This window comes from Rhodococcoides trifolii (assembly GCF_014635345.1).
GTDB lineage: Bacteria > Actinomycetota > Actinomycetes > Mycobacteriales > Mycobacteriaceae > Rhodococcoides > Rhodococcoides trifolii.
In genome coordinates, this window is record NZ_BMCU01000006.1 from 278546 (window position 1) to 299011 (window position 20466).

Genomic DNA, 20466 nt, shown 5'->3' on the forward strand with positions numbered 1-20466 from the left:
ATCCTCCCGCTACACCGGAACGAACGGAACCGACAATGAGCACACGGTCGATACCCCATGCGGGACAACCGAAAGCGAGTTCGCCGCTACGCGTGGCGATGGCCAGTTTCATCGGCACCACCGTCGAGTACTACGACTTCTTCATCTACGGGACCGCCGCCGCACTGGTGTTCCCGAAACTGTTCTTCCCCGACGCCTCCCCGCTCATGGGCGTACTGCTCTCGTTCGCCACCTTCGGCGTCGGCTTCCTCGCCCGCCCCCTCGGCGGAGTCGTGTTCGGCCACTACGGCGACCGCCTGGGCCGCAAGAAAATGCTCGTTCTCTCCCTCGTCGGCATGGGCGCAGCAACATTCCTGATGGGCTTGCTCCCCGGCTACGCCAGCATCGGCATCGCGGCACCCATCCTGCTCACGCTGCTGAGGCTTCTCCAGGGTTTTGCCGTCGGTGGCGAATGGGGTGGCGCAACGCTGATGGCCGTCGAGCATGCCCCCAAGTCCAAGAAGGGCTTCTTCGGCTCGTTCTCTCAGATGGGCGCGCCGGCCGGCGTCAGCCTGGCGACACTGGCATTCTTCGCCGTGTCGCAACTGCCGGACGACCAGTTCCTCAGCTGGGGGTGGCGCATACCGTTCCTGGTCAGTTCTGTTCTGATCGTCGTCGGACTCGTCATCCGCCTCTCCCTCGAGGAAAGCCCGGACTTCGAGAAGGTCGTCGACACCAACGCAGTCACGCGCATGCCGATCGTCGAGGCATTCCGCAAGCACCGCAAGGAAATTCTCCTGATCGCCGGCACCTACCTGAGCCAGGGAGTGTTCGCCTACATCTGCATGGCATACCTCGTCTCATACGGAACAAACGTCTCCGAGATCACCCGAACACAGGCGCTGGCAGGTGTTTTCGTCGCGGGAATCGTGGCGGTGGTGCTGTATCCCGTGTTCGGCTCGATGTCGGACACCTTCGGACGCAAGACCATGTACCTCATCGGCGCCGTTGCCATGGGGGTGGTCATCGGGCCCGCGTTCATGCTGATCAACACCGGCAACCCGTGGCTGTTCATGACCGCTCTGGTCCTGGTGTTCGGTATCGCGATGGCCCCCGCGGCCGGCGTCACCGGTTCGTTGTTCTCGATGGTCTTCGACGCGGACGTCCGCTACTCCGGCGTGTCCATCGGATACACCATCTCGCAGGTCGTGGGCTCGGCCTTCGCGCCGACGATCGCCACCGCCCTGTACGCCGCCACAGGTTCGAGTGTCTCGATCGTCATCTATCTCATCGTCGTCTCCGTCATCTCGATCGTCTCGGTGATCCTGCTGCCAGGAGGGTGGGGCCGCAGCGGCGCCGCGATGCAACTCGTAGCCGACAGCGGTCATTCGGGTGCGCCGACAACAGTCGCCGACAGGTCCAAAGAGCTGGGCTCGGTCTAGGTGTCGACCGTCCTCGCCGGGAAGGTGGCGTTGGTGACCGGGGCCAGCAGAGGGCTTGGCGCCGCCATCGCGGCCGCGCTCGCCGAGGACGGTGCCGACGTTCTCGTCCACTTCGCGTCCGACCACGACGCAGCGAGGGCGGTCGTGCTCGATCTTCGGAGTCGGGGTGTGAAAGCGGCTCCCGTTCGAGCCGATCTGACGGAACCGACGGGGCCGCAGCTGCTCTGGGAGGAAGTCGATCACGCTCTGGCAATGCTCGATCTCGAGAGCACAATCGACATCATCGTGAACAACGCGGGCGTCAACGTGCGCGCGTCCATCGACGACGTGGAGCCCGCGGACTTCGATCGACAGGTCGCGCTGAACCAACGTGCGCCGGTGTTCGTGACGCAGATGGGTCTGTCGCGGTTGCGCGACGGGGGACGGATAATCAACATCTCTTCTGGTTCCGCGCGGTACGCCCGGCCCGGCGTCCTTGCCTACGCGATGACCAAAGGCGCGCTGAACGTGTTCACCCGGGCTTTGGCTGCGCATCTCGGGGATCGCCGGATCACCGTCAACGCGGTCGCCCCCAGCGCGCTCGACACCGACATGAACGCGTCCTGGTTACGCGGAAGTGCCGACGCTCGCTCTCGATTCGCAGAGACATCCGCGTCGGGCGCACTGTCCACGCCCGCGGACATCGCTGCGGTGGTGCGGTTTCTTGCGTCCCCGGCGTCTCAGTCGATTACCGGCCAGACGATCGACGTCACAGGCGGAAACAGCCTGTGACGATGTCTGCGAACACGAGACCCGAGCTAGGAGTCCAGGGTGGACGTCCGGGCGAGCAATCGACCCAGAGCGAGCGCTGCTGTGCGCACCGCAGGTGCCAAGAGCTCAGGGGCGAAGCTCTGCGTGGGTACCGAGACCGACAGCGCCGCAATGGGTTTGCCGGACACCAGGACAGGTGCTGCCAGGCAGCACCCACCCGAGGCCGCTTCCTCGCGTTCGAGTGCCACGCCGGTACGACGTATCGAGTCCAGTTCGCGGCGAAGTACTTTCGGATCGGTGATGGACCGAGGTGTGCAGCGACGCAGTGGGCGGGCCAGGATCTCCTCGCGCACGGCGACGTCCTCGGGCGCGATCAACGCTTTGCCGACCGCTGTGCACGTCAGCGGTAACCGGCCGCCGATCTGCGATGGCAAGGGGAGCGACGAATGGCCGTGGATCTTCTCCACGTACACCGCGTCGTGGCCGTCCCGGACCGCCAGGTGCACGGTCTGCTCGGTCACGGCGAACAGGTCCTGCATGAACGGCAGTGCTGCAGTGCGCAATCGATGCTTGAGTCCGACTCGTTCACCCAGTTCGAACAGGCCCATTCCGAGTTCGAACATGGTGCCGCGGCGCGACACCCACCCCAGATCGACCAGATCGACCAGCAGTCGATGCGAGGTCGAGCGCGGCAGCCCCGTCCGTGTGACCACCTCCGCCAGCGACAGTGCGCCGCCCCCGGGAAAGGCGCCCAGCACCAACGCAGACCGCTGCAGCACCGACAACTCATCCCGTTTCATGGGACAGATCCTATTCTCACCGATCAGTCAGGAATAGCGTGAAAAACATGACCACCGTGGAACAGCACGTCATCACCGAAGCAGCCGACCGACTCGCCGCCGCCGCCCGTACGGGGTCTCCCTGTGCACCGGTGCGCGACCTCATCGGGCGCGAGGATGTCGAAAGCGCCTACCGCATCCAGTCGCGCAACATCGAGACACTCCTTGCCTCGGGCCGGACCGTCGTCGGTCGCAAGATCGGCCTCACCTCGCCTGCGGTGCAGAAGCAGCTCGGGGTCGACCAACCCGATTTCGGGGTCCTGCTCGACGACTTCGACGTCACGGCGGCCGCCGACGTGGACATCGCACAGTTGCTGCAACCGCGCATCGAGGCCGAGGTCGCGTTCGTCCTGTCCGGCGACATCGACGACACGATTTCTGCCGAGCAGGCACCATCGTTCGTGGACCGGGTCTTCGCCTCGTTCGAAATCGTCGACAGCCGCATCGCCGGCTGGGACATCAGTCTGGCCGACACCGTCGCCGACAACGCGTCGTCGGGCCTCTTCGTCCTGGGCGAATCCATCGCCTGCACGGACAGCCCGGACCTCGCAGAGATCACCATGACCATGACCGCGGACGGTGAAGAAGTCTCCTCCGGAACGGGTTCGGACTGCCTCGGCAGCCCCTGGGAGGCGCTGGTGTGGCTCGCCAATACCAGCCTGTCCTACGGGTCACCGCTCCGCGCCGGCGAAGTCATCCTCTCCGGTGCACTCGGCCCTATGGTCGCCGTCACCGCAGGCTCGACCTATGCGGCGACGATCTCCGGAATCGGGGACGTGTCAGCAACATTCACAGCGTGAGTCGCCCACAGGCAACCTCGACACAGAATCGAAGGACATCATGAGCAAGACCAAAGTAGCCGTGATCGGGTCCGGAAACATCGGCACCGACCTCGTCATCAAACTCGAACGTGTAGCCAAGAACGTCGAAATTGCTGTTCTCGTCGGAATCGACCCTGCCTCCGACGGTCTCGCCCGGGCGCGTCGACTGGGTATCAGCACCGTGGACTCGGGAGTACAGGGCCTGATCGAGCACCCCGACTTCGCCGCCATCGACATCATCTTCGACTCGACCTCCGCCAAAGCACATTTCGCGAACGAAGAAGCCCTGCGGCCGCACAACAAGCGGCTGATCGACCTCACCCCGGCCGCCATCGGCCCGTACGTCGTCCCCGCAGTCAATCTCGAGGAGCACCTGGACGCGCCGGATGTGAACATGGTGACGTGCGGTGGGCAGGCGACCATCCCGATCGTCGCTGCCATCTCCGCGATCACCCCGGTGCACTACGCCGAGATCGTCGCCTCGATTGCCTCGAAATCGGCTGGTCCCGGCACGAGGGCGAACATCGACGAATTCACCGAAACCACATCCGAAGCAATCGAAAAGGTGGGTGGTGCCGCGCGAGGGAAAGCCATCATCGTCCTCAACCCGGCCGAGCCGCCGTTGATCATGCGCGATACCGTGCTTGCTTTGGTGTCGAACCCCGATCAGGACGCGATTCGCCAGTCCGTTCTGGACATGGTCGACAAGGTCTCCGCCTATGTCCCCGGCTACCGACTCAAGCAAGAAGTGCAATTCACTGAACTCGACGACGAAGAATCTGTCGCCACCTTGACCGGCGGCGTCGACAAAGGGCCGGGCCTGTGGAAGGTCTCGGTGTTCCTCGAAGTCGAAGGCGCCGCCCACTACCTGCCCGCCTACGCCGGCAACCTCGACATCATGACCTCCGCCGCCCTCCAGGTCGCGGAGCGCATTGCCCAGAACACGTCCTTGGAGGCGGCACGATGACCGACACGACCAGGCCGAACGCGAAAGACGGAGCGGCCCTCTACATCCAGGACGTCACCCTGCGCGATGGCATGCACGCCATGAGGCACCGCATCAGTCCCGAGAACGTGGCGAGGGTGGCGAGCGCGCTCGACAATGCCGGTGTGGACGCCATCGAAGTCACCCACGGCGACGGTCTCGCCGGCCACAGCCTCACCTACGGACCGGGCAGCAACTCCGACTGGGAGTGGATCGAAGCCGCCGCCGCCGTGGTGCACCGCGCCAAGCTCACCACGCTACTGCTGCCCGGGGTGGGCACCGTGGCCGAGCTCGAACACGCGTTCAAGCTCGGCGTGACGTCGGTGCGGGTGGCCACCCACTGCACCGAAGCCGACGTCTCTGCTCAGCACATCACGAAGGCGCGCGAGCTGGGTATGGACGTATCGGGGTTTTTGATGATGTCGCACCTTGCCGAACCGGCGCAGCTGGCCGAGCAGGCGAAGCTGATGGAATCGTATGGTGCGCAATGTGTCTACGTCACCGACTCCGGCGGCCGGCTGACGATGGACGGGGTCCGCGATCGGGTGCGGGCGTACCGGGACGTGCTCGATCCGGGCACGCAGATCGGCATCCACGCCCACCAGAACCTGTCGCTGTCCGTCGCCAACTCCGTTGTCGCCGTGGAAGAGGGCGTCACCCGCGTCGATGCATCTCTTGCCGGTCACGGCGCCGGGGCCGGTAACTGTCCGATCGAACCGTTCGTCGCTGTCGCCGACCTGTACGGGTGGAAGCACAACTGCGACCTGTTCGGCCTCCAGGATGCCGCCGACGATATCGTCCGCCCCTTGCAGGATCGGCCGGTGCAGGTCGATCGGGAAACGCTGACCCTCGGCTATGCCGGGGTGTACTCCAGCTTCCTGCGGCACGCAGAAACCGCGGCGAAGCAGTACGGACTCGACACCCGCGCAATCCTTCTCGCCGTCGGTGAGCGAGGACTGGTCGGTGGTCAGGAGGACCTGATCACCGACATCGCGCTGGACCTGGTGGCATCCAAAAGCTGAGGGACCGAACACCTCACACGACCGTCACGTCAAGGAGCGACACCATGAGCACATCCATTGCCACGCCCGACTACGTCACCGACGATTTCTTCGGTTTGGAGGACAAGTGGTTGCCCACCGCCGCCGGTGAACTGACCCACTATCACGAGCTCGGCGAGGGCACGCCGATCCTGTTCCTGCACGGATCCGGAACTGGAGTCACCGCCGCCGCGAACTGGTGGCTCAACCTGCCCGAACTCAGCAAGCACGGTCGATGCATCGCGATCGACTCGATCGGATATGGGCAGAGCATCGTCGCTGACGGCACGAAATACGGTATCCGCGAATGGGTCCGCCACGCCGTCCGGGTGCTCGACGCCCTGGGCATCGACAAGACGTGGATTGTCGGGAACTCACTCGGGGGATGGTTGGCGTTCCAGTTCGCGATCGATTTTCCCGAACGGTTGCTCGGCGTGGTGTCGATGGGGACAGGCGGTGCGAAGCTGACCGCTGCGCTGAAAGGGCACTCTGCTCCCACGCTGTCCGAGGACGGTGTCCGGCGCACGCTGGAGCAGTTCGTCGTCGACACGTCGTTGGTCACCGACACTCTGGTGTCGCTGCGATACCAGTCGGCTCTCAACGACACCGCCACCGACCGGTTGGCAGAGGTCGTTGCCGCACGCGACCGAGACCGTACGGAGTTGCCCCTGGACTTCGACGTACTCGGCAAGCTCGACATCCCGGTGTTGTTGATTCACGGGGTTCAGGACGTGGTCATCCCGGTTTCGCGTACCTGGGAACTGCTCAACGTGATCCCGAACGCCGACGCGCACATCTTCAGCCAATGCGGCCATTGGTCGCAGGTGGAGCGATCGGACGAGTTCAACGAGGTGGTCGGACGCTTTCTCGCACGCCATATCAGCATTCGGGAGCGGTGACAGGACTTGTAATCGGAAGGTCTCGGCGAATCCCGGTGCGCACGAAGCGCACCGGGATAGTCGGGGCGGCGGTTCTACCGGGACATGACCTCGTCCGACACCCCGGACCACCCTGTGATGGGTGGGTAGGCGGACGGATCGGTGATGATCTCCACGAGAGTGGGCCGGCCCGAGGCCACGGCCTTGGCAAGGGCATCACCGACCTCGGCGGCGTCGGTGACCCGCACACCGTCCGCGCCGCACGCTCGCGCAATGGCGGCGTGATCGACCGCAGCGAACGTCACGGCGTCGGTGTACTGCCCGAACTGCACCAACTCCACGTGTTTCTGGAAGCCGAGGATGCCGTTGTTCAACAGGACAACGATGACCGGTAGGTTCTCGCGGACGGCGGTCTCGAATTCCGACCACACGTGCCCGAACCCGCCGTCACCGGTGAGGCAGAAGACCGTCGCTTCGGGTCGGGCGACCTTGGCGCCCATCGCCAGAGGCATTCCCCAGCCCAGACCCGCAAGCCCGCGGGGTGAGAGAAACCGCTGCCCCGGACGTCGGGCGCGAAGGTAGTTCCCCAACCAGATGGACGAGTAGCTCGCATCTGCGGTCACGATGGTGTCTTCGTCGAGCAAGTTGTCGATCTCGTTCGCCACGAGCTCCGGGCGAATCGGGCCCTCGGCAGGTGTGAGGATATCCAGCACTGCCTTGGCATGCTCGACGCGCGCCTCGGCGATACGCGCATGAATGGAATCGACTGCAGCACGCCGCTTTCCGAGGTCCAACTTGTCGAGAGCGGCGAGCAGGTCTGTCACGGCGAGGCGTGCATCCCCGACCACACGAATCGCTTCGTAGTTGCGGCCGACCTCGTTGGAATCGATATCGATGTGAATCAATGTGGCACCGTCGGGAATCAGACTCCATGCATCGGTCCCGTTCTCGTTCGTGCGCGTACCGATCAGCACGATCACGTCAGCATCGGTCACCATAGAGCGCAGCCCGTGCGTCGCGCTCGTAGGTCCCATGTAGTTGCCGATCACTCCGACCGACAGAGGGTTTCGTTCGTCGACCGATCCTTTGCCCATGTTCGTGGTCGCCACGGGAAGGCCGACCCGCTCCTGCAGATCGGCGAGAACGTGAGCCGCCCCGGCCAGGTGTACACCGCCGCCGGCGATCACCAGCGGGCGTTCGGCGGAGGCGATGACCGCAGCAGCTTCGGTAATCCGTTCTGCCGCCGGTCGAACGGGGTCGAGAGGGAAATGTCCGAGAACGGCGGAGCGGCGTCTCGGGCCCGTAACCGGCTCGATCAGAACGTCGCGAGGCAGCATGAGGACCGCGGGTCCCGGCCTACCCGATGTGGCCGCGGTGATGGCCATGTCCAGATAGTCGTCCACGCGAGCGGGATCGTCGAGCGTGCGCAACCACTTCGAGCACGAGCGGAACAGATCGCCGTGATCGAACTCCTGGAAAGCATTGCGGTCCCGGTTCGACCGCGGAACATCCTGCACGAGTGCAAGTATGGGCACCGATGCCTTGGTAGCCTCGGCAAGCGGCGGAACCAGCAGAGTAGCGGCCGGGCCGTTCTGCGCCGCCACGACCGAGATCGTGTTCGATACTCGTGCGAACCCATCGGCCATCGTGCCGGCCGCATTCTCGGTGCGGTACGCCAATTGGCGAATGCCGAATCTCGGGGCAGCCAGCATCAGCGCCGACGGCAAAGACTGACCGAAGATGACTGTGACGCCGTGTCTCTGCAGACCGGCGGCCAGTGCATCGGCGACCGTAAAAGGTGATCCTGGAGATTGCTCGGACACGTGTAAGCCCTTCGTGATGTCGTTCGGCCGCGGATACCGTGAAGGTGATCGGCCTCGGCGTTCAGCCTGCGGGAGGACCGGGCGCGACGTCCAATAGGACTCTTTGCGATTGCAAGAAGCAATGCTTATGGTTTCGAGGTGAACCTTCGACGGCTCGAGTATTTCGTCGTCCTCGCCAAAGAACTGCACTTCGGGCGGGCAGCCGAGCGATTGCACCTTGCCCAGCCAGGGTTGTCGCAACAGATCAAGGTGTTCGAAAAAGAGTGTGGTGTGAAGCTTTTCGAACGAAACTCGCACGGAGTCACTCTGACCGAAGCGGGGCGGGTTCTGCTGGAGGAGGGCCAGGCCATCCTCGATCAGGTCGAACGCACTCTGACACGGGTGCGCGCGTCCGGAGACGGACGAGCCGGAACGCTCCGCATCGTCTTGACGCGCTCGGTTGCCTTCGGATTGCCGGATACGTTGGTCAACGAATTTTCCGAGCGCTATCCGGGCGTAGAGGTGACTCGCGATGTCGCCTGGACCGCGCGCAATGTCGAGATGCTGCGTGCAGGAGATGTCGATGCGGCGTTCGTCCGGCTTCCACTGGACAACGAACCGGACATCGACGTGCTCAGGCTCGGTGACACCGAGGCTGTGGTCGTCTGTCCGGTCGATCATCGGCTCGCGGCCAAACACCGGATCGAACGCGGCGACCTGAGCGGCGAAACCCTGATCAGTTGGCCGCGTGCTCAGGCGCCCGGATACTTCGACGAGATGCAACGAGACATCTTCGGTGACGATCCGCCGACCAGCATTGTCTGGGAACCGGACCCGGAGCATCTGATGGCGGCCGTCGACGGCAACCGGGGGGTCGCCGTCGTGGACAGCGAACGAGCCTCGACCTTGCGATCCGACAAGGTGGTCATCAGAAAGTTTGCCCCACCGGTGCCGCGCTTCGGTTTCGGCGTGGCCTGGCAACACAGGCGGGACGAACCAGTGCTGGTTTCTTTCGTGCGGATGTGTCGCGAACGGCGGGACGACATCGGCAATCACTAGATGTTATCGCCGACGGTCAAGGTTCTATTGGACTGTGACTCGAGGTAGATGATGACCTGTGTGCATGAGTGCACACACCGCCGAGACGGTCGTTGTCCGATGAAAGTCCTTGTCATGGGAGGCACGCGTTTCGTCGGCGTCATCGCAGTACGTCGTCTGCTGGACGCCGGCCACGACGTGACGGTGTTCCACCGCGGCAGTAGGGAACCCGACTGGATCGGATCCGTCCGATCCGTCGTGGGAGATCGAAACAACGCGGACGACCTGACGCGCCTGGCCACCGAACACTTCGACACCGTCCTCGACCTGTCCGCATACACCGGCGATCAGACAGCATCACTGCTCGCCGCCCTGCCGGACGTGGAACGGTGGGTCCATTGCTCCACAGTGAACGTCGTTCGACCCGACCCGGTCATCCCGTGGACCGAGGACATCGACTACGGCCCGCATCCGCTGTGGGGCCGCTATGCCGTCGACAAGATTGCATGCGAGCGCGCAATTTCCTCGGTCCGCACAGATGCGCACTCGGTCGTTGTCCGCCTGCCGCTCGTTCTCGGCCCGCGCAACTTCATCCCGCGGGAGGAGTTCGTACTCAATCGCATACTCGACGGAGCTCAGATCCTCCTGCCCGGCGACGGGCAGGCAGTACACCAATACATCTACCGCGACCACGCCGCAGAAGCATTGGCACGCGCAGTCGAACTCCCCGGCCACGGCTTCGACGTCTACAACGTCGCCTCGAAAAGGTGCAACACCTCGCTACAAGGATTCGTGGACGTCTGCGCCGAGATCGTCGGCCGCTCGGCCGACACCCGTGCGGTCGGAGGTGGTCCGACAGGGGAAGACCGCGACACCTTCGACAACGCAGACTGCGTCTTCCCGTTCAGCAACGAAAACACAATTCTGGCCATCGACAAGGCCGAACGCGCCGGACTGGTAGCGCCGTACCTCGACCTGAGGGAGATGATCTCGACCGCGTACGAGGCCCTGCTCGACGATCCGGAACGTCGCGCATGGCAGCGGACCGATGCCGAAGAGCGCGTCCTGTCCCGGTTGAAGACGGCCGGAGCGCGCCCGTGACCACGCAGGTCCAGGCCAAACTGCATACCGTCGACGGGCACAGGCTCGAGGTCGCCGACGCCGGGTCCGGCCCTCCGGTGTTCCTTTTGCACGGCGCCGCTCCGGGGGCCTCCTCGGCCGGAACCTGGTCCTCACTGACGCCGGTACTGGCCCGCACCCACAGGGTCGTTGCTCCGGACTTCCTCGGTTTCGGCGGCTCGGACAAGCCGGAACGCGGCGACTACGGAATCGGCCTGTGGACCTCGCAGACTCTCGCACTCGCCGACGAACTCGGAATCGACCGTTTCAGCGTCATCGGTAACTCGCTCGGCGGTCGTGTGGGACTACAACTCGCGCTCGATGCACCCGAACGGATCGACGACCTCGTGTTGATGAGTACCCGCGTCGCCCCGTCGGACTCGCCGGCGCAGACCCTCCTGCGCAACTACCGACCCGACCGAGACTTGATGCGCGAGTTGGTGACCGAGTGCTTCGTCCACCGGCCCGGCATAGTCACCGAATCCCTCGTCGAACGCCGCTACACCCTCAGCGCGCTCCCCGGGGCCCACGAGGCCATCCAATGCTTCTTCCGAGGCGGCGCAGCTCCGCCCTCCACTGACCTCGAAAAACTCCTCCCGACGATCGAACACCGGACACTGGTCCTGCACGGCCGCCACGACAAAGTCGTCCCGGTCTCGAACAGCATCACGCTGGCCCAATCGCTCCCGCACGCCGAACTGCACGTCTTCGCCGACACCGGACACTGGTTTCCCCTCGAGCGAGCCGACCGTTTCGAGGACTCGGTCTCGCACTTTCTCACACACGCGCGCGACTGATCGGCGCGCCCTATCCCGTGCGGAAATCCCTCCAGCACAACACGATTCGTACAGCTGAACCTCAGCACAGGAGCTCACCATGGAACTCGACCCTCGCACCACCGCCGTCGTCGCCATACACTGTCAGGGCGACGTGGTCGGACCCACCGGCGCGCTCGCCGGAATGTTTCACCAACAGGTCCGGCACCGAAACGTCCTCTCCCGCATCGCCGACCTGCTCGATGCCGGTCGCCGAGCAGGGTGCACCACCATCTTCACGCGCATAGCATTCGCACCGGACTACTCCGATCTCGTTCCCAATTCCCCGATACTCGCGGACATTCCAGTCCTGGGATGCATGCAGGACGGATCGAACGCGGCGGAGATCGTCGACGAGGTCGGACTGCAGTCGGCCGATATCGTCATCACCCACAAGCGAGTGGGCGGATTCTCCGAGCGAATGAGTCTCGAACTCACCTCGCGAGGCATCACCACCGTCCTGTTCTGTGGCGTCGCGACCAACGTGTCGGTGGAGAGCACGGCCCGCGTCGCCACCGACCTCGGGTATCGAGTCGTGATTGTCGAAGACGCGTGCTCGGCGGCCACCCTCGACGTGCACAACGCGGCCGTCGCGTCGCTCGGTGCTCTGGCTTCGATCACCTCCGTCGACGACGTGAGAGCCGCATTGAACGAATCCGTTGCACCCCCGTCCGTGCAACACACCCCCTGAGCCGCAACGACACTCACGAGCCGAAGGAAGTACATGGCAACATTGCAATCGGGTGCGCGACTGGCAGGTATCGCGCTCTCCCACAGCCCCCAGATGCTGGCCGACGTCGAGCACACGCAAGGTCTGAAATTCCGGATCGCAGTGGAGGCGGCAGCGCGCGCCGTGCAGGCCTACGATCCCACCCTGGTCGTGTACTTCGGCCCCGACCACATGCGCGCACTGGCCGGCATCGCGCCCGCATTCACCGCGGTCGAAGCCGCCACGGGCTACGGCGACTGGAACACCGCAAGCTCGCGCTACGACATTCCCTCGGAACTCGTCCGAGACTACGTGCAGTTCACCACCGACAACGGTGTCGAAGTAGCGCTCGCGCCGGAGCTGAAGCTCGATCATGGTTTCGGACAGTCGACTACCGATCTGTTCGGGCGACTCGATGCGGTGCCGATGCTTCCTGTCGTCGTCAATTGCATCGACCGCCCACTCGCGACCACCTCACGCGTGATCCAACTCGGAGGGATCACACGCCGTTTCCTCGACACCTCGACATCCCCCGACGATCGAGTACTGGTGATCGGATCCGGGGGACTCTCGCACTCGCCGCCCTCGCTCATTCCCGGCGCGCACAAGCTGCCCGAAGCAGAGCGTCAGGCGCTCATCACCGACAACATGGGCAAGGCAATCGAGGCCATCAGGCCGGACTGGGACAAGAACATGCTGCGTCTCCTCGCCGACGGTGACCTCGACGCGATCTCGCGAATGACGCACGACGACATTCAAACTGCGGGGACCGGTGCACACGAGGTGCGCACATGGATCGCAGTGGCAGCCACGGTCGGCGAACCGCTCGACACGATCGGCTACGAGACCGTGTCCGAGTGGATCACGGGCATGGGCATCGCGGCGGACAGGGAGCTCGGAGTCGAGCCCGCGGTGGCGTCGCGATGACCGAGATCGCTCACCTCCTGGAATCGCCGGCCGAGCAGATTGCGGCCACCGTCGACGCGGCAGCACGTGCGGCAGCGAGCTGGGCGAAGACGTCCCGAACCGATCGTGCAAACTCTCTGCGCGCGGTCGCGGACGCGATGAACCGCTCCGCGGACGATCTGATCCCCATCGTCGATTCCGAAACGGCGCTCGGCGCAACGCGATTGACCGGTGAACTGGCCCGAACAGTGCATCAATTACGTATGTTCGCCGACGTCGTCGAGGAGGGTACGTATCTCGAAGTGGCGATCGACCACGCCAACCTCGATGCCCCCGTCCCCATCAGCGGCGACATTCGGCGATGGCTCGTCCCCATCGGTCCGGTCGCGGTGTTCTCCGCCAGCAACTTCCCGCTTGCCTTCTCCGTCCTCGGCGGCGACACGGCCTCGGCGTTGGCGGCGGGATGCACTGTGGTCGTCAAGGCGCACCAGGGACACCCCCGAACGTCCGACATGGTGCTCGGCATCGCGCGCAACGCACTGCGTGCCAGTGGAATCACCGAGGACATCATCGGTCTGGTCCACGGCCGCGAGGCGGGTCGATCGCTGATCTCTCACCCGGCTATTGCCGCAGCAGGCTTCACCGGGTCCGTTGCGGGCGGAAAGGCTCTCGCCGAACTCGCCCACGCACGCACCCACCCGATTCCGTTCTTCGGCGAGTTGGGCAGCCAGAACACCTTCCTCGTGTCGTCGGGTGCTGCGGACGCACGAGCCGACGCGATCGCCGACGGACTGGCCAACTCCGTCCTCCTCGGCAACGGGCAGTTCTGCACCAAGCCGGGTCTGGTGTTCCTTCCCGCGTCCCCGTCCGGACAGCGAATCGTCGACGTGCTGGCGGACAGAATCGGAAGCCGCCCCGAATCGGCCTTCCTGACCGGTCCCGTGCGAGACGGTTTCGTCGCCGGCATCGGTCGGCTACTGGATGCAACCGGGCTCACGCGGCTGGCGGGGTCGGACACGGCGACTGCCCCGTCGTTATGGGAGTGCGAACCGGCACTCCTCGGCGATGAGGTTCTCGAAGAATGCTTCGGGCCGACTGCCGTCGTCGTTCGATACCGCGACCAGCACGAGCTGTCAGGTCTGCTCGACCGAGTCGATCCGGCCCTCACGGCGACGTTCCATACCGAACAACACGAACGCGATTTCACCACATGGATTCTCGACACGATCGCCCCCAAGGCCGGTCGCATCGTGGCAAATCAGTATCCGACCGGTGTCGCGGTGACGGCGAGCATGCATCACGGTGGACCATCACCGTCGACCACCAATTCTCAGCACACGTCGGTGGGAGCGACTTCTATCCGCAGGTTCCTTCGTCCGATCGCCTTTCAGAACGTCGAGCAGGAACTTCTCCCCGCCGAACTGCGAGACATGGACGGCGCCGCCGTCCTTCGCCGAATCGACGGAACCCTGTCCTTCAACAGTCGTACCTCCACCGGGATCGTCTCGTCGGTATACCCGAATCTACCTCAACTTCCGAGAGAGACACCATGACAGGATCGTCAAGTCAGACAACAGCAGTGGGCGCCACCGGGACGTCGCCGCTACGCGTTGCGGTGGCAAGCTTCATCGGCACCACGGTGGAGTACTACGACTTCTTCATCTACGGAACCGCTGCAGCGCTGGTGTTTCCGAAGTTGTTCTTCCCGGGTGTCGATGCAGCAACGGGGATTCTGCTCTCGTTCGCTACGTTCGGCGTCGGTTTCCTGGCACGCCCGTTGGGCGGTGTGGTGTTCGGGCACTTCGGAGACCGAATCGGCCGCAAGAAGATGCTGGTGCTCTCCCTCGTCGGAATGGGATCGGCGACCATGCTGATGGGTCTGCTACCCGGGTACGACCAAATCGGTATCGCCGCACCCATTCTGCTGACCGTGTTGCGTCTTCTGCAGGGGTTTGCGGTCGGCGGCGAGTGGGGCGGTGCGACTTTGATGGCGGTCGAACATGCCCCGCAATCGAGAAAAGGATTCTTCGGCGCCTTCTCACAGATGGGTGCGCCGGCGGGAACCAGTGTGGCCACCTTGGCATTCCTGCTCGTCGCCCAACTTCCGGACGACGACTTCTTGTCCTGGGGTTGGCGCCTGCCCTTCCTGTTCAGCGCCGTCCTGATCGGTATCGGGCTGTTCATCCGGCTCTCGCTCGCCGAGAGCCCCGACTTCGCCGAAGTACGCAAGCGCAACGCGGTCGTCGCGCTACCGGTGGTCACCGCGGTGCGTCGTCACTGGAGAGAGATACTGCTCGTCGCAGGAACCTACTTGAGCCAAGGCGTCTTCGCCTACATCTGCAGCGCATACCTCATCTCCTGTGCGACCGCCAACGCAGGAATCAGTCGGACCTTTGCGCTCACAGGGGTGTTCCTCGCGGGGATCGTCGCCGTAATCCTGTACCCCATCTTCGGCTCACTGTCCGACACCTTCGGACGCAAGACTCTGTATCTGGTGGGGGCGTCGTCGATGGCGATCGTCATCGCACCCGCGTTCGCACTGATCAACACGGGAAACCCGTGGAACTTCGTGCTGGCGCTGGTCTTGATCTTCGGCATCGCGATGGCCCCGGCGGCCGGAGTCACCGGCTCACTCTTCACCATGATCTTCGACTCCGACGTCCGCTACAGCGGAGTATCGTTGGGATACACCCTGTCTCAGGTGCTGGGATCCGCCTTCGCGCCCACGATCGCGACAGCCCTCTACGCCGCGACGAAGTCGAGCAACGCGATCGTGCTCTACCTGCTGGTGGTGTCGGCGATCTCGATCGTATCGGTCGTTCTGATACCCGGCGGGTGGGGACGCAAGGGTGCGGCGCAACAACTGGTCTCGGACGAAGAGAACAACACGGTCAAAGTGTCCGTGGACACGCACGCGCAGCGTCGTTCCGCGCAGTCAGCGCGGAAGCAGTGAGGCCCCCGCTCCTCGGACCTGTTCGGGTCTGACCGGTCGGCTCCAGCGACAAACGATCCCCCGCCGTCGACACGGCGGGGGATCGTTTTGTACCGTCGACTCGGGAGCGTCGTCAGCCGGCTGTCGCTGTTGCCGTTGACAACTGAGCGTCAGATTTCTCGGAGGCGAGAGACGGGTTCACCACCACATTGGTGAAACCACCCTTCCTATTGTCGACTGCGTCGAGAGCGTCGTTGACCTCGGACAGGGCGAAGACCTCGTGTTCGAAGACGGACAGGTCGAGGGTGCCCGCCTCCGCCATGCGCGCCATGTCCTGACCTTCGGCGACGCTGAACCAGTTCGATCCGATCACGCTGATCTGGAAGCACATGAGCTTGAACATGTTGAGCGGCAATGTCTCCGACATCCCGCCGATATCGACCATCCGGCCGCCGCGACGAAGCGCGTCGATGCCGGACAGCGTGATCTCGTGTGGGGCGCCCGGGCCGACGGCGTCGACGAATGCGTCCGCGCCGAGGCCATCGGTGTGGCGCAGTACCCACTCGCCCACATCGCCGTCCCCGTGCGAATGCACCTGCACACGGCGGGGGTCCAGTTGCCGAACTCGCTCGAGCAGCGCGCGGTCGCGAGCCATGACCAAGACGCGAGTAGCACCCATCGCGAGCGCGTTCAGCACGGCCCCGACCCCCAGAGTCCCTGTGCCGCCGTTGATCAGGACCGACGACCCCGCCCTGACGTCCGCTTTACGTAACGCGGAGTAGGACGTACCGAGGTAACCGAAGCGGCACGCCTGCTCGAAGGTGACGGAGTCGGGAAGAGTCACCAACCCGTCGACCGGAGTCATCACGTACTCGCCGAAACCGCCATAGGGGTAGTCCTGGTAGATCTGGTGCGAATCGGGACCGAAACCGAAATAACCCTGGAAGGTGAAGCTGGGGTCGTTGAGCGGGTCACCGCCCCTCGACGCGTAGGAATCCCCGGAATGTCGGCCGGGGTTGATGTACACCCGTTCACCGACCTTGACATTGCGGACCTGCGCGCCGACGCGGCTGACGACTCCAGCGGCATCGAGACCGAAGATTGCGGGAAGCGCCGGCAGAGGTAGGTACGGAAACCACTCCGGCCACGACGTCACGACGTTTCGTAGATTCGGAATGACGTTGCATGCCTTGATTTCGACTATGACATCCCGTGGTCCCGGATCGGGCACCTCGACACTGTCGATCCGGAATGGTTGGCCCACCTCGTGAAGGCGGGCGACGCGCATGTGGTTCATCAAGGCTCCTCGTTGATCGTGAGCCTCAATTGTGTGACGCACGCCTCGGAGTCGTCCAATACGCAATCGAGCATCGGCGATACGCAATAACTATCACCAACCAGTGGTGAGGACGCGGTCCAGGGCGTCGACGAAGTAGTCCACGGACACTCGTGAAACGCAGAGCGGCGGTTTGATTTTCAAGACATTCTGGTAGTCGCCGGTGGGCTGCATGATGACGCCCAGTTCGAGCAGTCGATCGCAGATCGCGTGTGTTTCCTCGGTAGCGGGTTCGAGTGTCGCGTGGTCGCGGACGAATTCAAGCCCGAGGTAGAGGCCGGATCCGTGCACGGTGCCCACGATCGAGTGCTTCTCGGCAAGGACGACGAGCCGCGACTTCAGGTGTCCACCCACCACACGCGCATTCTCCTGCAGACCGTCCTGCTCGATGATATCGAGAACCGCGAGCCCGATCACCGACGACAATGGTGATCCGCCGGTGGAGGAGAAGAAGTACCCGCCCGAGCGGTACCGGTCGGCGATCTCGCGACGAGTGATGACGGCGCCGATCGGTTGCCCGCCGCCGACCGATTTCGCCACTGCCACGACGTCGGGGACGGCGCCTTGCTGTTCGAAGCCCCAGAACCAGTCACCGAGCCGTCCGTACCCCACCTGCACCTCGTCGGAGATGGTGACGCCGCCGTGTCTGCGTACGGCCGCGTACACCTGCTTCAGGTAGCCGTCGGGCAACGCGACTCCGCCCGCGTTGCCGAAGTACGGCTCGCAGATGAACCCGGCAGGTGGTGTTCCGGCAACGCCGAGATCGTCGATGACTCGAACGGCGTCGGTGGCGTAACGGGTTGCGTCCGGGCCTCGGTGTACTCCGCGGTACGAGTTGGCCGCATCGACGGTGTGCACCCAATCGGGGCGGGTGGCAAGCGCATTGGGGTTGTCGGCGATCGAGGTCGACACTGCGTCGCTGGCGTAGGTCCACCCGTGATACGCCTCGCGCATCGCGACGATGTCCCTGCGCCCGGTCGCTGCCATCGCGACTCGGATCGCGAGATCGGTTGCCTCCGAACCGGAGTTGACGAAGAACACGGTGTCGAGCTCATCGGGGAGCGTCGCGGCGATGCGCTCGGCGAATGCGGTGATCGCTGCGTAGTTGAAGCGCGAGTTGGTGTTCAGCAGTCGGAGCTGACGGTGGGCCGCTTCGGCGATCTTCGGGTGAGCGTGTCCGACGGAGGCGACGTTGTTGACCATGTCGAGGTAGACGCGTGCGTCGGTGTCGACGAGGTATTCCCGCCACCCGCGTTCGATGCGTGGGGGCTGAGCGTAGTAGTGCTCCTGTACTTCTGCGATCACGCGTTCCCGGCGCGCGAGGGTGTCATCGACGTCGTCGACGTCGGACGGCGGCATGCCGACGACCGGCGCGGGATCGCCTGCGAGACAACGCCACCCCGGTGCATATGCTGCGGCCACCCGCAGCGGGACGGTACCGGCGTCTGCGCGTGTGAACTGGATCTCGATCGGAATGCGAGCTGGAAGCAGACCGCGCTGGGCGGTCGAGTCCGGGACGCCGGTGAAATTCACGATGTGCTGGTCGACCAAGACGCTCACGCCGCTCTCGGTGCACGTGAGGCGGCCACCCGGGGGAACGTCGATCGGCGTGTCGCGCGCAAGCCACACCGTCAATGCGGTCGGAACGGTCGCAGGCGCGTCGGGGGTTCGAGCCGGAGCGCCGGTGAGCCGCGGCGTCCACGCCGGTGCAACCACCGCCGCCGCGCCGCCGTCCAGCTCGGTCAGCGCAGCGTCGGTGAGCGCGCCCTGGTGCAACCAGCGGCCTTCGTCGTTGAGCGGGGCCGTGGTGCCGGCGTCGAGAATCACCGGCGTGCCCACACCGCCGAGAAGGGGGGCCATGTTCCAGGTGGGCTGGGCGCGCGGGGCGAAACCCACTGCGCGACGAATCACCTGCGCCATGACCTCGAAGGGCACCGACGCAGCGTGTTCGAGGATTCGGAACTCGCGGTCCAGTGCCTCGTCGGCGTAGGAGTTGTCGGCGTCGAGACGAACTTGCGCTCGCCCGCTGAGGACCAGCACCACACCGCGCAGGGCGACCAGAGGCCACAGTGCGTCGACCTCGATCTCACCGAGCGGCCGGATCGCGTGAAAGGCACGCACTGCGGGTACGGCGTCGGCAGGGGTGACGCCGTCGTGGTGCAGGAGCGAGGAGAGTGTCACGGCGATCTCGCTCACCGCCCACGACTCGGCGACATCGCCGAAATCGATGACCGCGTCCGGGAGAGCTCCTGGCGTCGAGGCGGCGATGACGTTGTCGTCCGTGATGTCGAAGTGACCGATCTGGACGGGCAGGAGGGACCTGATCGGTTGCAACTGTCGGCCGGCTGATTCGGCTATCGCAGAGCAGAATTCACGCACGTCGAGGTCGGGCTCATCCGATAGCAGTGCTCCGATCACGCGGTCGGCATGACGCAGGTCCCATTGCAACACACGCGAGGACGCCGGATGTCGAACGTCGGACAGTGCGACGCTGACTGTCGCGGCGAGTTCACCCATCCGCGCTACCGTCGCGGGGGAGAGGTAGCCCGAACCCATCAGCGTCGAACCCGCCATGTACTCGATGACGCGGCCGTGAATACGTCCTTGCGACGTGTTCAGCCACATCGACATCGGCCCACGTGGCCCCTGAACCACCCTTGGAGTGCGCGTGCCCGGGTTCCGTTCGGCAACAGTGGTGGCGGCGAGGTCCTGCAGCGCGATCTCGGCTTCGCTGAACACGGGGTTGCTCAGTTTCAAAACCCCGATCGGAGAGTCGTTCTCGCCGCGGAGAAGAAAGTTCTGATCCTGCTGACTTCCCAATTCGGTGACCCTGGCTCGCAGCCCGAACCCCTCCTGCAGGAGTTCGCACACCTCGTCGATTCCGAGGGTTGGGGTGGGGAGCTCGTAGTGTTCGAAGAAGTCGAAAACGGTGTCAGCCATGAGTCTTGCTCCGTTCGTTGCCGGACAGGGTTCCGCTTCCGACGATGATGTACGTGTAGGCGGTGTCCGGGCAGACAACACCATTGAGGAATTTGAATCGAGCTCGAACGGCACGATCGCGCCAGGCGCGACGGT

At 64.4% G+C, this 20466-nt stretch carries 17 protein-coding genes; 13 read left to right on the plus strand and 4 right to left on the minus strand.

All coding sequences use genetic code 11. From position 1 onward, the window contains the following. Positions 1-35: 35 nt before the first annotated feature. Complete coding sequence (locus tag IEW02_RS23205; protein WP_188547446.1) at positions 36-1421, plus strand: MFS transporter; 1386 nt, start codon at positions 36-38, stop codon at positions 1419-1421. Next, a complete protein-coding gene (locus IEW02_RS23210) occupies positions 1422-2192 on the plus strand; it encodes an SDR family oxidoreductase (protein WP_229746261.1) in 771 nt (256 codons plus the stop codon). It begins immediately after the preceding gene. 26 nt (positions 2193-2218) lie between these two features. Here the strand turns inward: IEW02_RS23210 and IEW02_RS23215 are convergent, their stop codons facing one another. Then, the gene (locus tag IEW02_RS23215) at positions 2219-2971 is read right to left on the minus strand and encodes an IclR family transcriptional regulator (protein ID WP_188547448.1); all 753 of its coding nucleotides are present in this window, start codon (positions 2969-2971) and stop codon (positions 2219-2221) included. A 47-nt stretch (positions 2972-3018) separates the two neighbouring features. Here IEW02_RS23215 and IEW02_RS23220 point away from each other — a divergent pair, with 47 nt between their 5' ends. Genes IEW02_RS23220 through IEW02_RS23235 form a run of 4 tightly spaced genes read left to right on the plus strand, consistent with a single transcriptional unit; the run spans position 3019 to position 6755 of the window. After that, positions 3019-3810: a 2-keto-4-pentenoate hydratase gene (locus tag IEW02_RS23220; protein WP_188547450.1), complete on the plus strand. Its 792-nt coding sequence runs from the start codon at positions 3019-3021 to the stop codon at positions 3808-3810. Between the two features lie 40 nt (positions 3811-3850). After that, positions 3851-4798 (plus strand): acetaldehyde dehydrogenase (acetylating), encoded by a 948-nt coding sequence (locus IEW02_RS23225; protein WP_188547452.1) that lies wholly within the window; start codon positions 3851-3853, stop codon positions 4796-4798. Continuing rightward, positions 4795-5838 (plus strand): 4-hydroxy-2-oxovalerate aldolase, encoded by a 1044-nt coding sequence (gene dmpG / locus IEW02_RS23230; RefSeq protein ID WP_188547454.1) that lies wholly within the window; start codon positions 4795-4797, stop codon positions 5836-5838. The genes IEW02_RS23225 and dmpG overlap by 4 nt, the downstream gene beginning before the upstream one ends. 44 nt (positions 5839-5882) lie before the next feature. After that, positions 5883-6755: an alpha/beta fold hydrolase gene (locus IEW02_RS23235; RefSeq protein WP_188547456.1), complete on the plus strand. Its 873-nt coding sequence runs from the start codon at positions 5883-5885 to the stop codon at positions 6753-6755. A 74-nt stretch (positions 6756-6829) separates the two neighbouring features. On the opposite strand, the gene IEW02_RS23240 is transcribed toward IEW02_RS23235, so the two are convergent. Continuing rightward, positions 6830-8557, minus strand: a complete 1728-nt coding sequence (locus IEW02_RS23240) for an acetolactate synthase catalytic subunit (protein WP_188547458.1) — start codon at positions 8555-8557, stop codon at positions 6830-6832. 138 nt (positions 8558-8695) lie between these two features. On the opposite strand from IEW02_RS23240, the gene IEW02_RS23245 reads away from it, so the two are divergent. From IEW02_RS23245 to IEW02_RS23275, 7 genes are all read left to right on the plus strand, one after another. Next, positions 8696-9595, plus strand: a complete 900-nt coding sequence (locus IEW02_RS23245; RefSeq protein ID WP_188547460.1) for a LysR family transcriptional regulator — start codon at positions 8696-8698, stop codon at positions 9593-9595. A 114-nt stretch (positions 9596-9709) separates the two neighbouring features. After that, a complete protein-coding gene (locus tag IEW02_RS23250; protein ID WP_188547462.1) occupies positions 9710-10675 on the plus strand; it encodes an NAD-dependent epimerase/dehydratase family protein in 966 nt (321 codons plus the stop codon). Continuing rightward, positions 10672-11490, plus strand: coding sequence for an alpha/beta fold hydrolase (locus IEW02_RS23255; protein ID WP_188547464.1), 819 nt, complete (start codon positions 10672-10674; stop codon positions 11488-11490). Before IEW02_RS23250 ends, IEW02_RS23255 begins: the two co-directional genes overlap by 4 nt. A gap of 79 nt (positions 11491-11569) precedes the next feature. Beyond that, a complete protein-coding gene (locus IEW02_RS23260; protein WP_188547466.1) occupies positions 11570-12199 on the plus strand; it encodes a cysteine hydrolase family protein in 630 nt (209 codons plus the stop codon). A 33-nt stretch (positions 12200-12232) separates the two neighbouring features. Further along, positions 12233-13144: a DODA-type extradiol aromatic ring-opening family dioxygenase gene (locus tag IEW02_RS23265; protein WP_188547468.1), complete on the plus strand. Its 912-nt coding sequence runs from the start codon at positions 12233-12235 to the stop codon at positions 13142-13144. Continuing rightward, a complete protein-coding gene (locus tag IEW02_RS23270) occupies positions 13141-14676 on the plus strand; it encodes an aldehyde dehydrogenase family protein (RefSeq protein WP_188547470.1) in 1536 nt (511 codons plus the stop codon). The genes IEW02_RS23265 and IEW02_RS23270 overlap by 4 nt, the downstream gene beginning before the upstream one ends. Next, complete coding sequence (locus IEW02_RS23275; protein ID WP_188547472.1) at positions 14673-16076, plus strand: MFS transporter; 1404 nt, start codon at positions 14673-14675, stop codon at positions 16074-16076. The genes IEW02_RS23270 and IEW02_RS23275 overlap by 4 nt, the downstream gene beginning before the upstream one ends. A 112-nt stretch (positions 16077-16188) precedes the next feature. Here IEW02_RS23275 and IEW02_RS23280 read toward each other — a convergent pair whose 3' ends face one another. After that, the gene (locus IEW02_RS23280; protein ID WP_229746278.1) at positions 16189-17343 is read right to left on the minus strand and encodes an alcohol dehydrogenase catalytic domain-containing protein; all 1155 of its coding nucleotides are present in this window, start codon (positions 17341-17343) and stop codon (positions 16189-16191) included. Between the two features lie 102 nt (positions 17344-17445). Then, positions 17446-20331, minus strand: a complete 2886-nt coding sequence (locus IEW02_RS23285; protein ID WP_188547476.1) for an aminotransferase — start codon at positions 20329-20331, stop codon at positions 17446-17448. Between the last annotated feature and the right edge of the window lie 135 nt (positions 20332-20466).

What these genes read in the sequence shown, in the direction of transcription:
- IEW02_RS23280 (WP_229746278.1), bottom strand. Translation starts at nt 17,343, where the DNA reads ATGCGCGTCGCCCGCCTTCACGAGGTGGGCCAACCATTCCGGATCGAC.
- IEW02_RS23275 (WP_188547472.1), top strand. Translation starts at nt 14,673, where the DNA reads ATGACAGGATCGTCAAGTCAGACAACAGCAGTGGGCGCCACCGGGACG.
- IEW02_RS23285 (WP_188547476.1), bottom strand. Translation starts at nt 20,331, where the DNA reads ATGGCTGACACCGTTTTCGACTTCTTCGAACACTACGAGCTCCCCACC.
- IEW02_RS23270 (WP_188547470.1), top strand. Translation starts at nt 13,141, where the DNA reads ATGACCGAGATCGCTCACCTCCTGGAATCGCCGGCCGAGCAGATTGCG.
- IEW02_RS23215 (WP_188547448.1), bottom strand. Translation starts at nt 2,971, where the DNA reads ATGAAACGGGATGAGTTGTCGGTGCTGCAGCGGTCTGCGTTGGTGCTG.
- dmpG (WP_188547454.1), top strand. Translation starts at nt 4,795, where the DNA reads ATGACCGACACGACCAGGCCGAACGCGAAAGACGGAGCGGCCCTCTAC.
- IEW02_RS23220 (WP_188547450.1), top strand. Translation starts at nt 3,019, where the DNA reads ATGACCACCGTGGAACAGCACGTCATCACCGAAGCAGCCGACCGACTC.
- IEW02_RS23265 (WP_188547468.1), top strand. Translation starts at nt 12,233, where the DNA reads ATGGCAACATTGCAATCGGGTGCGCGACTGGCAGGTATCGCGCTCTCC.
- IEW02_RS23250 (WP_188547462.1), top strand. Translation starts at nt 9,710, where the DNA reads ATGGGAGGCACGCGTTTCGTCGGCGTCATCGCAGTACGTCGTCTGCTG.
- IEW02_RS23260 (WP_188547466.1), top strand. Translation starts at nt 11,570, where the DNA reads ATGGAACTCGACCCTCGCACCACCGCCGTCGTCGCCATACACTGTCAG.
- IEW02_RS23205 (WP_188547446.1), top strand. Translation starts at nt 36, where the DNA reads ATGAGCACACGGTCGATACCCCATGCGGGACAACCGAAAGCGAGTTCG.
- IEW02_RS23225 (WP_188547452.1), top strand. Translation starts at nt 3,851, where the DNA reads ATGAGCAAGACCAAAGTAGCCGTGATCGGGTCCGGAAACATCGGCACC.
- IEW02_RS23235 (WP_188547456.1), top strand. Translation starts at nt 5,883, where the DNA reads ATGAGCACATCCATTGCCACGCCCGACTACGTCACCGACGATTTCTTC.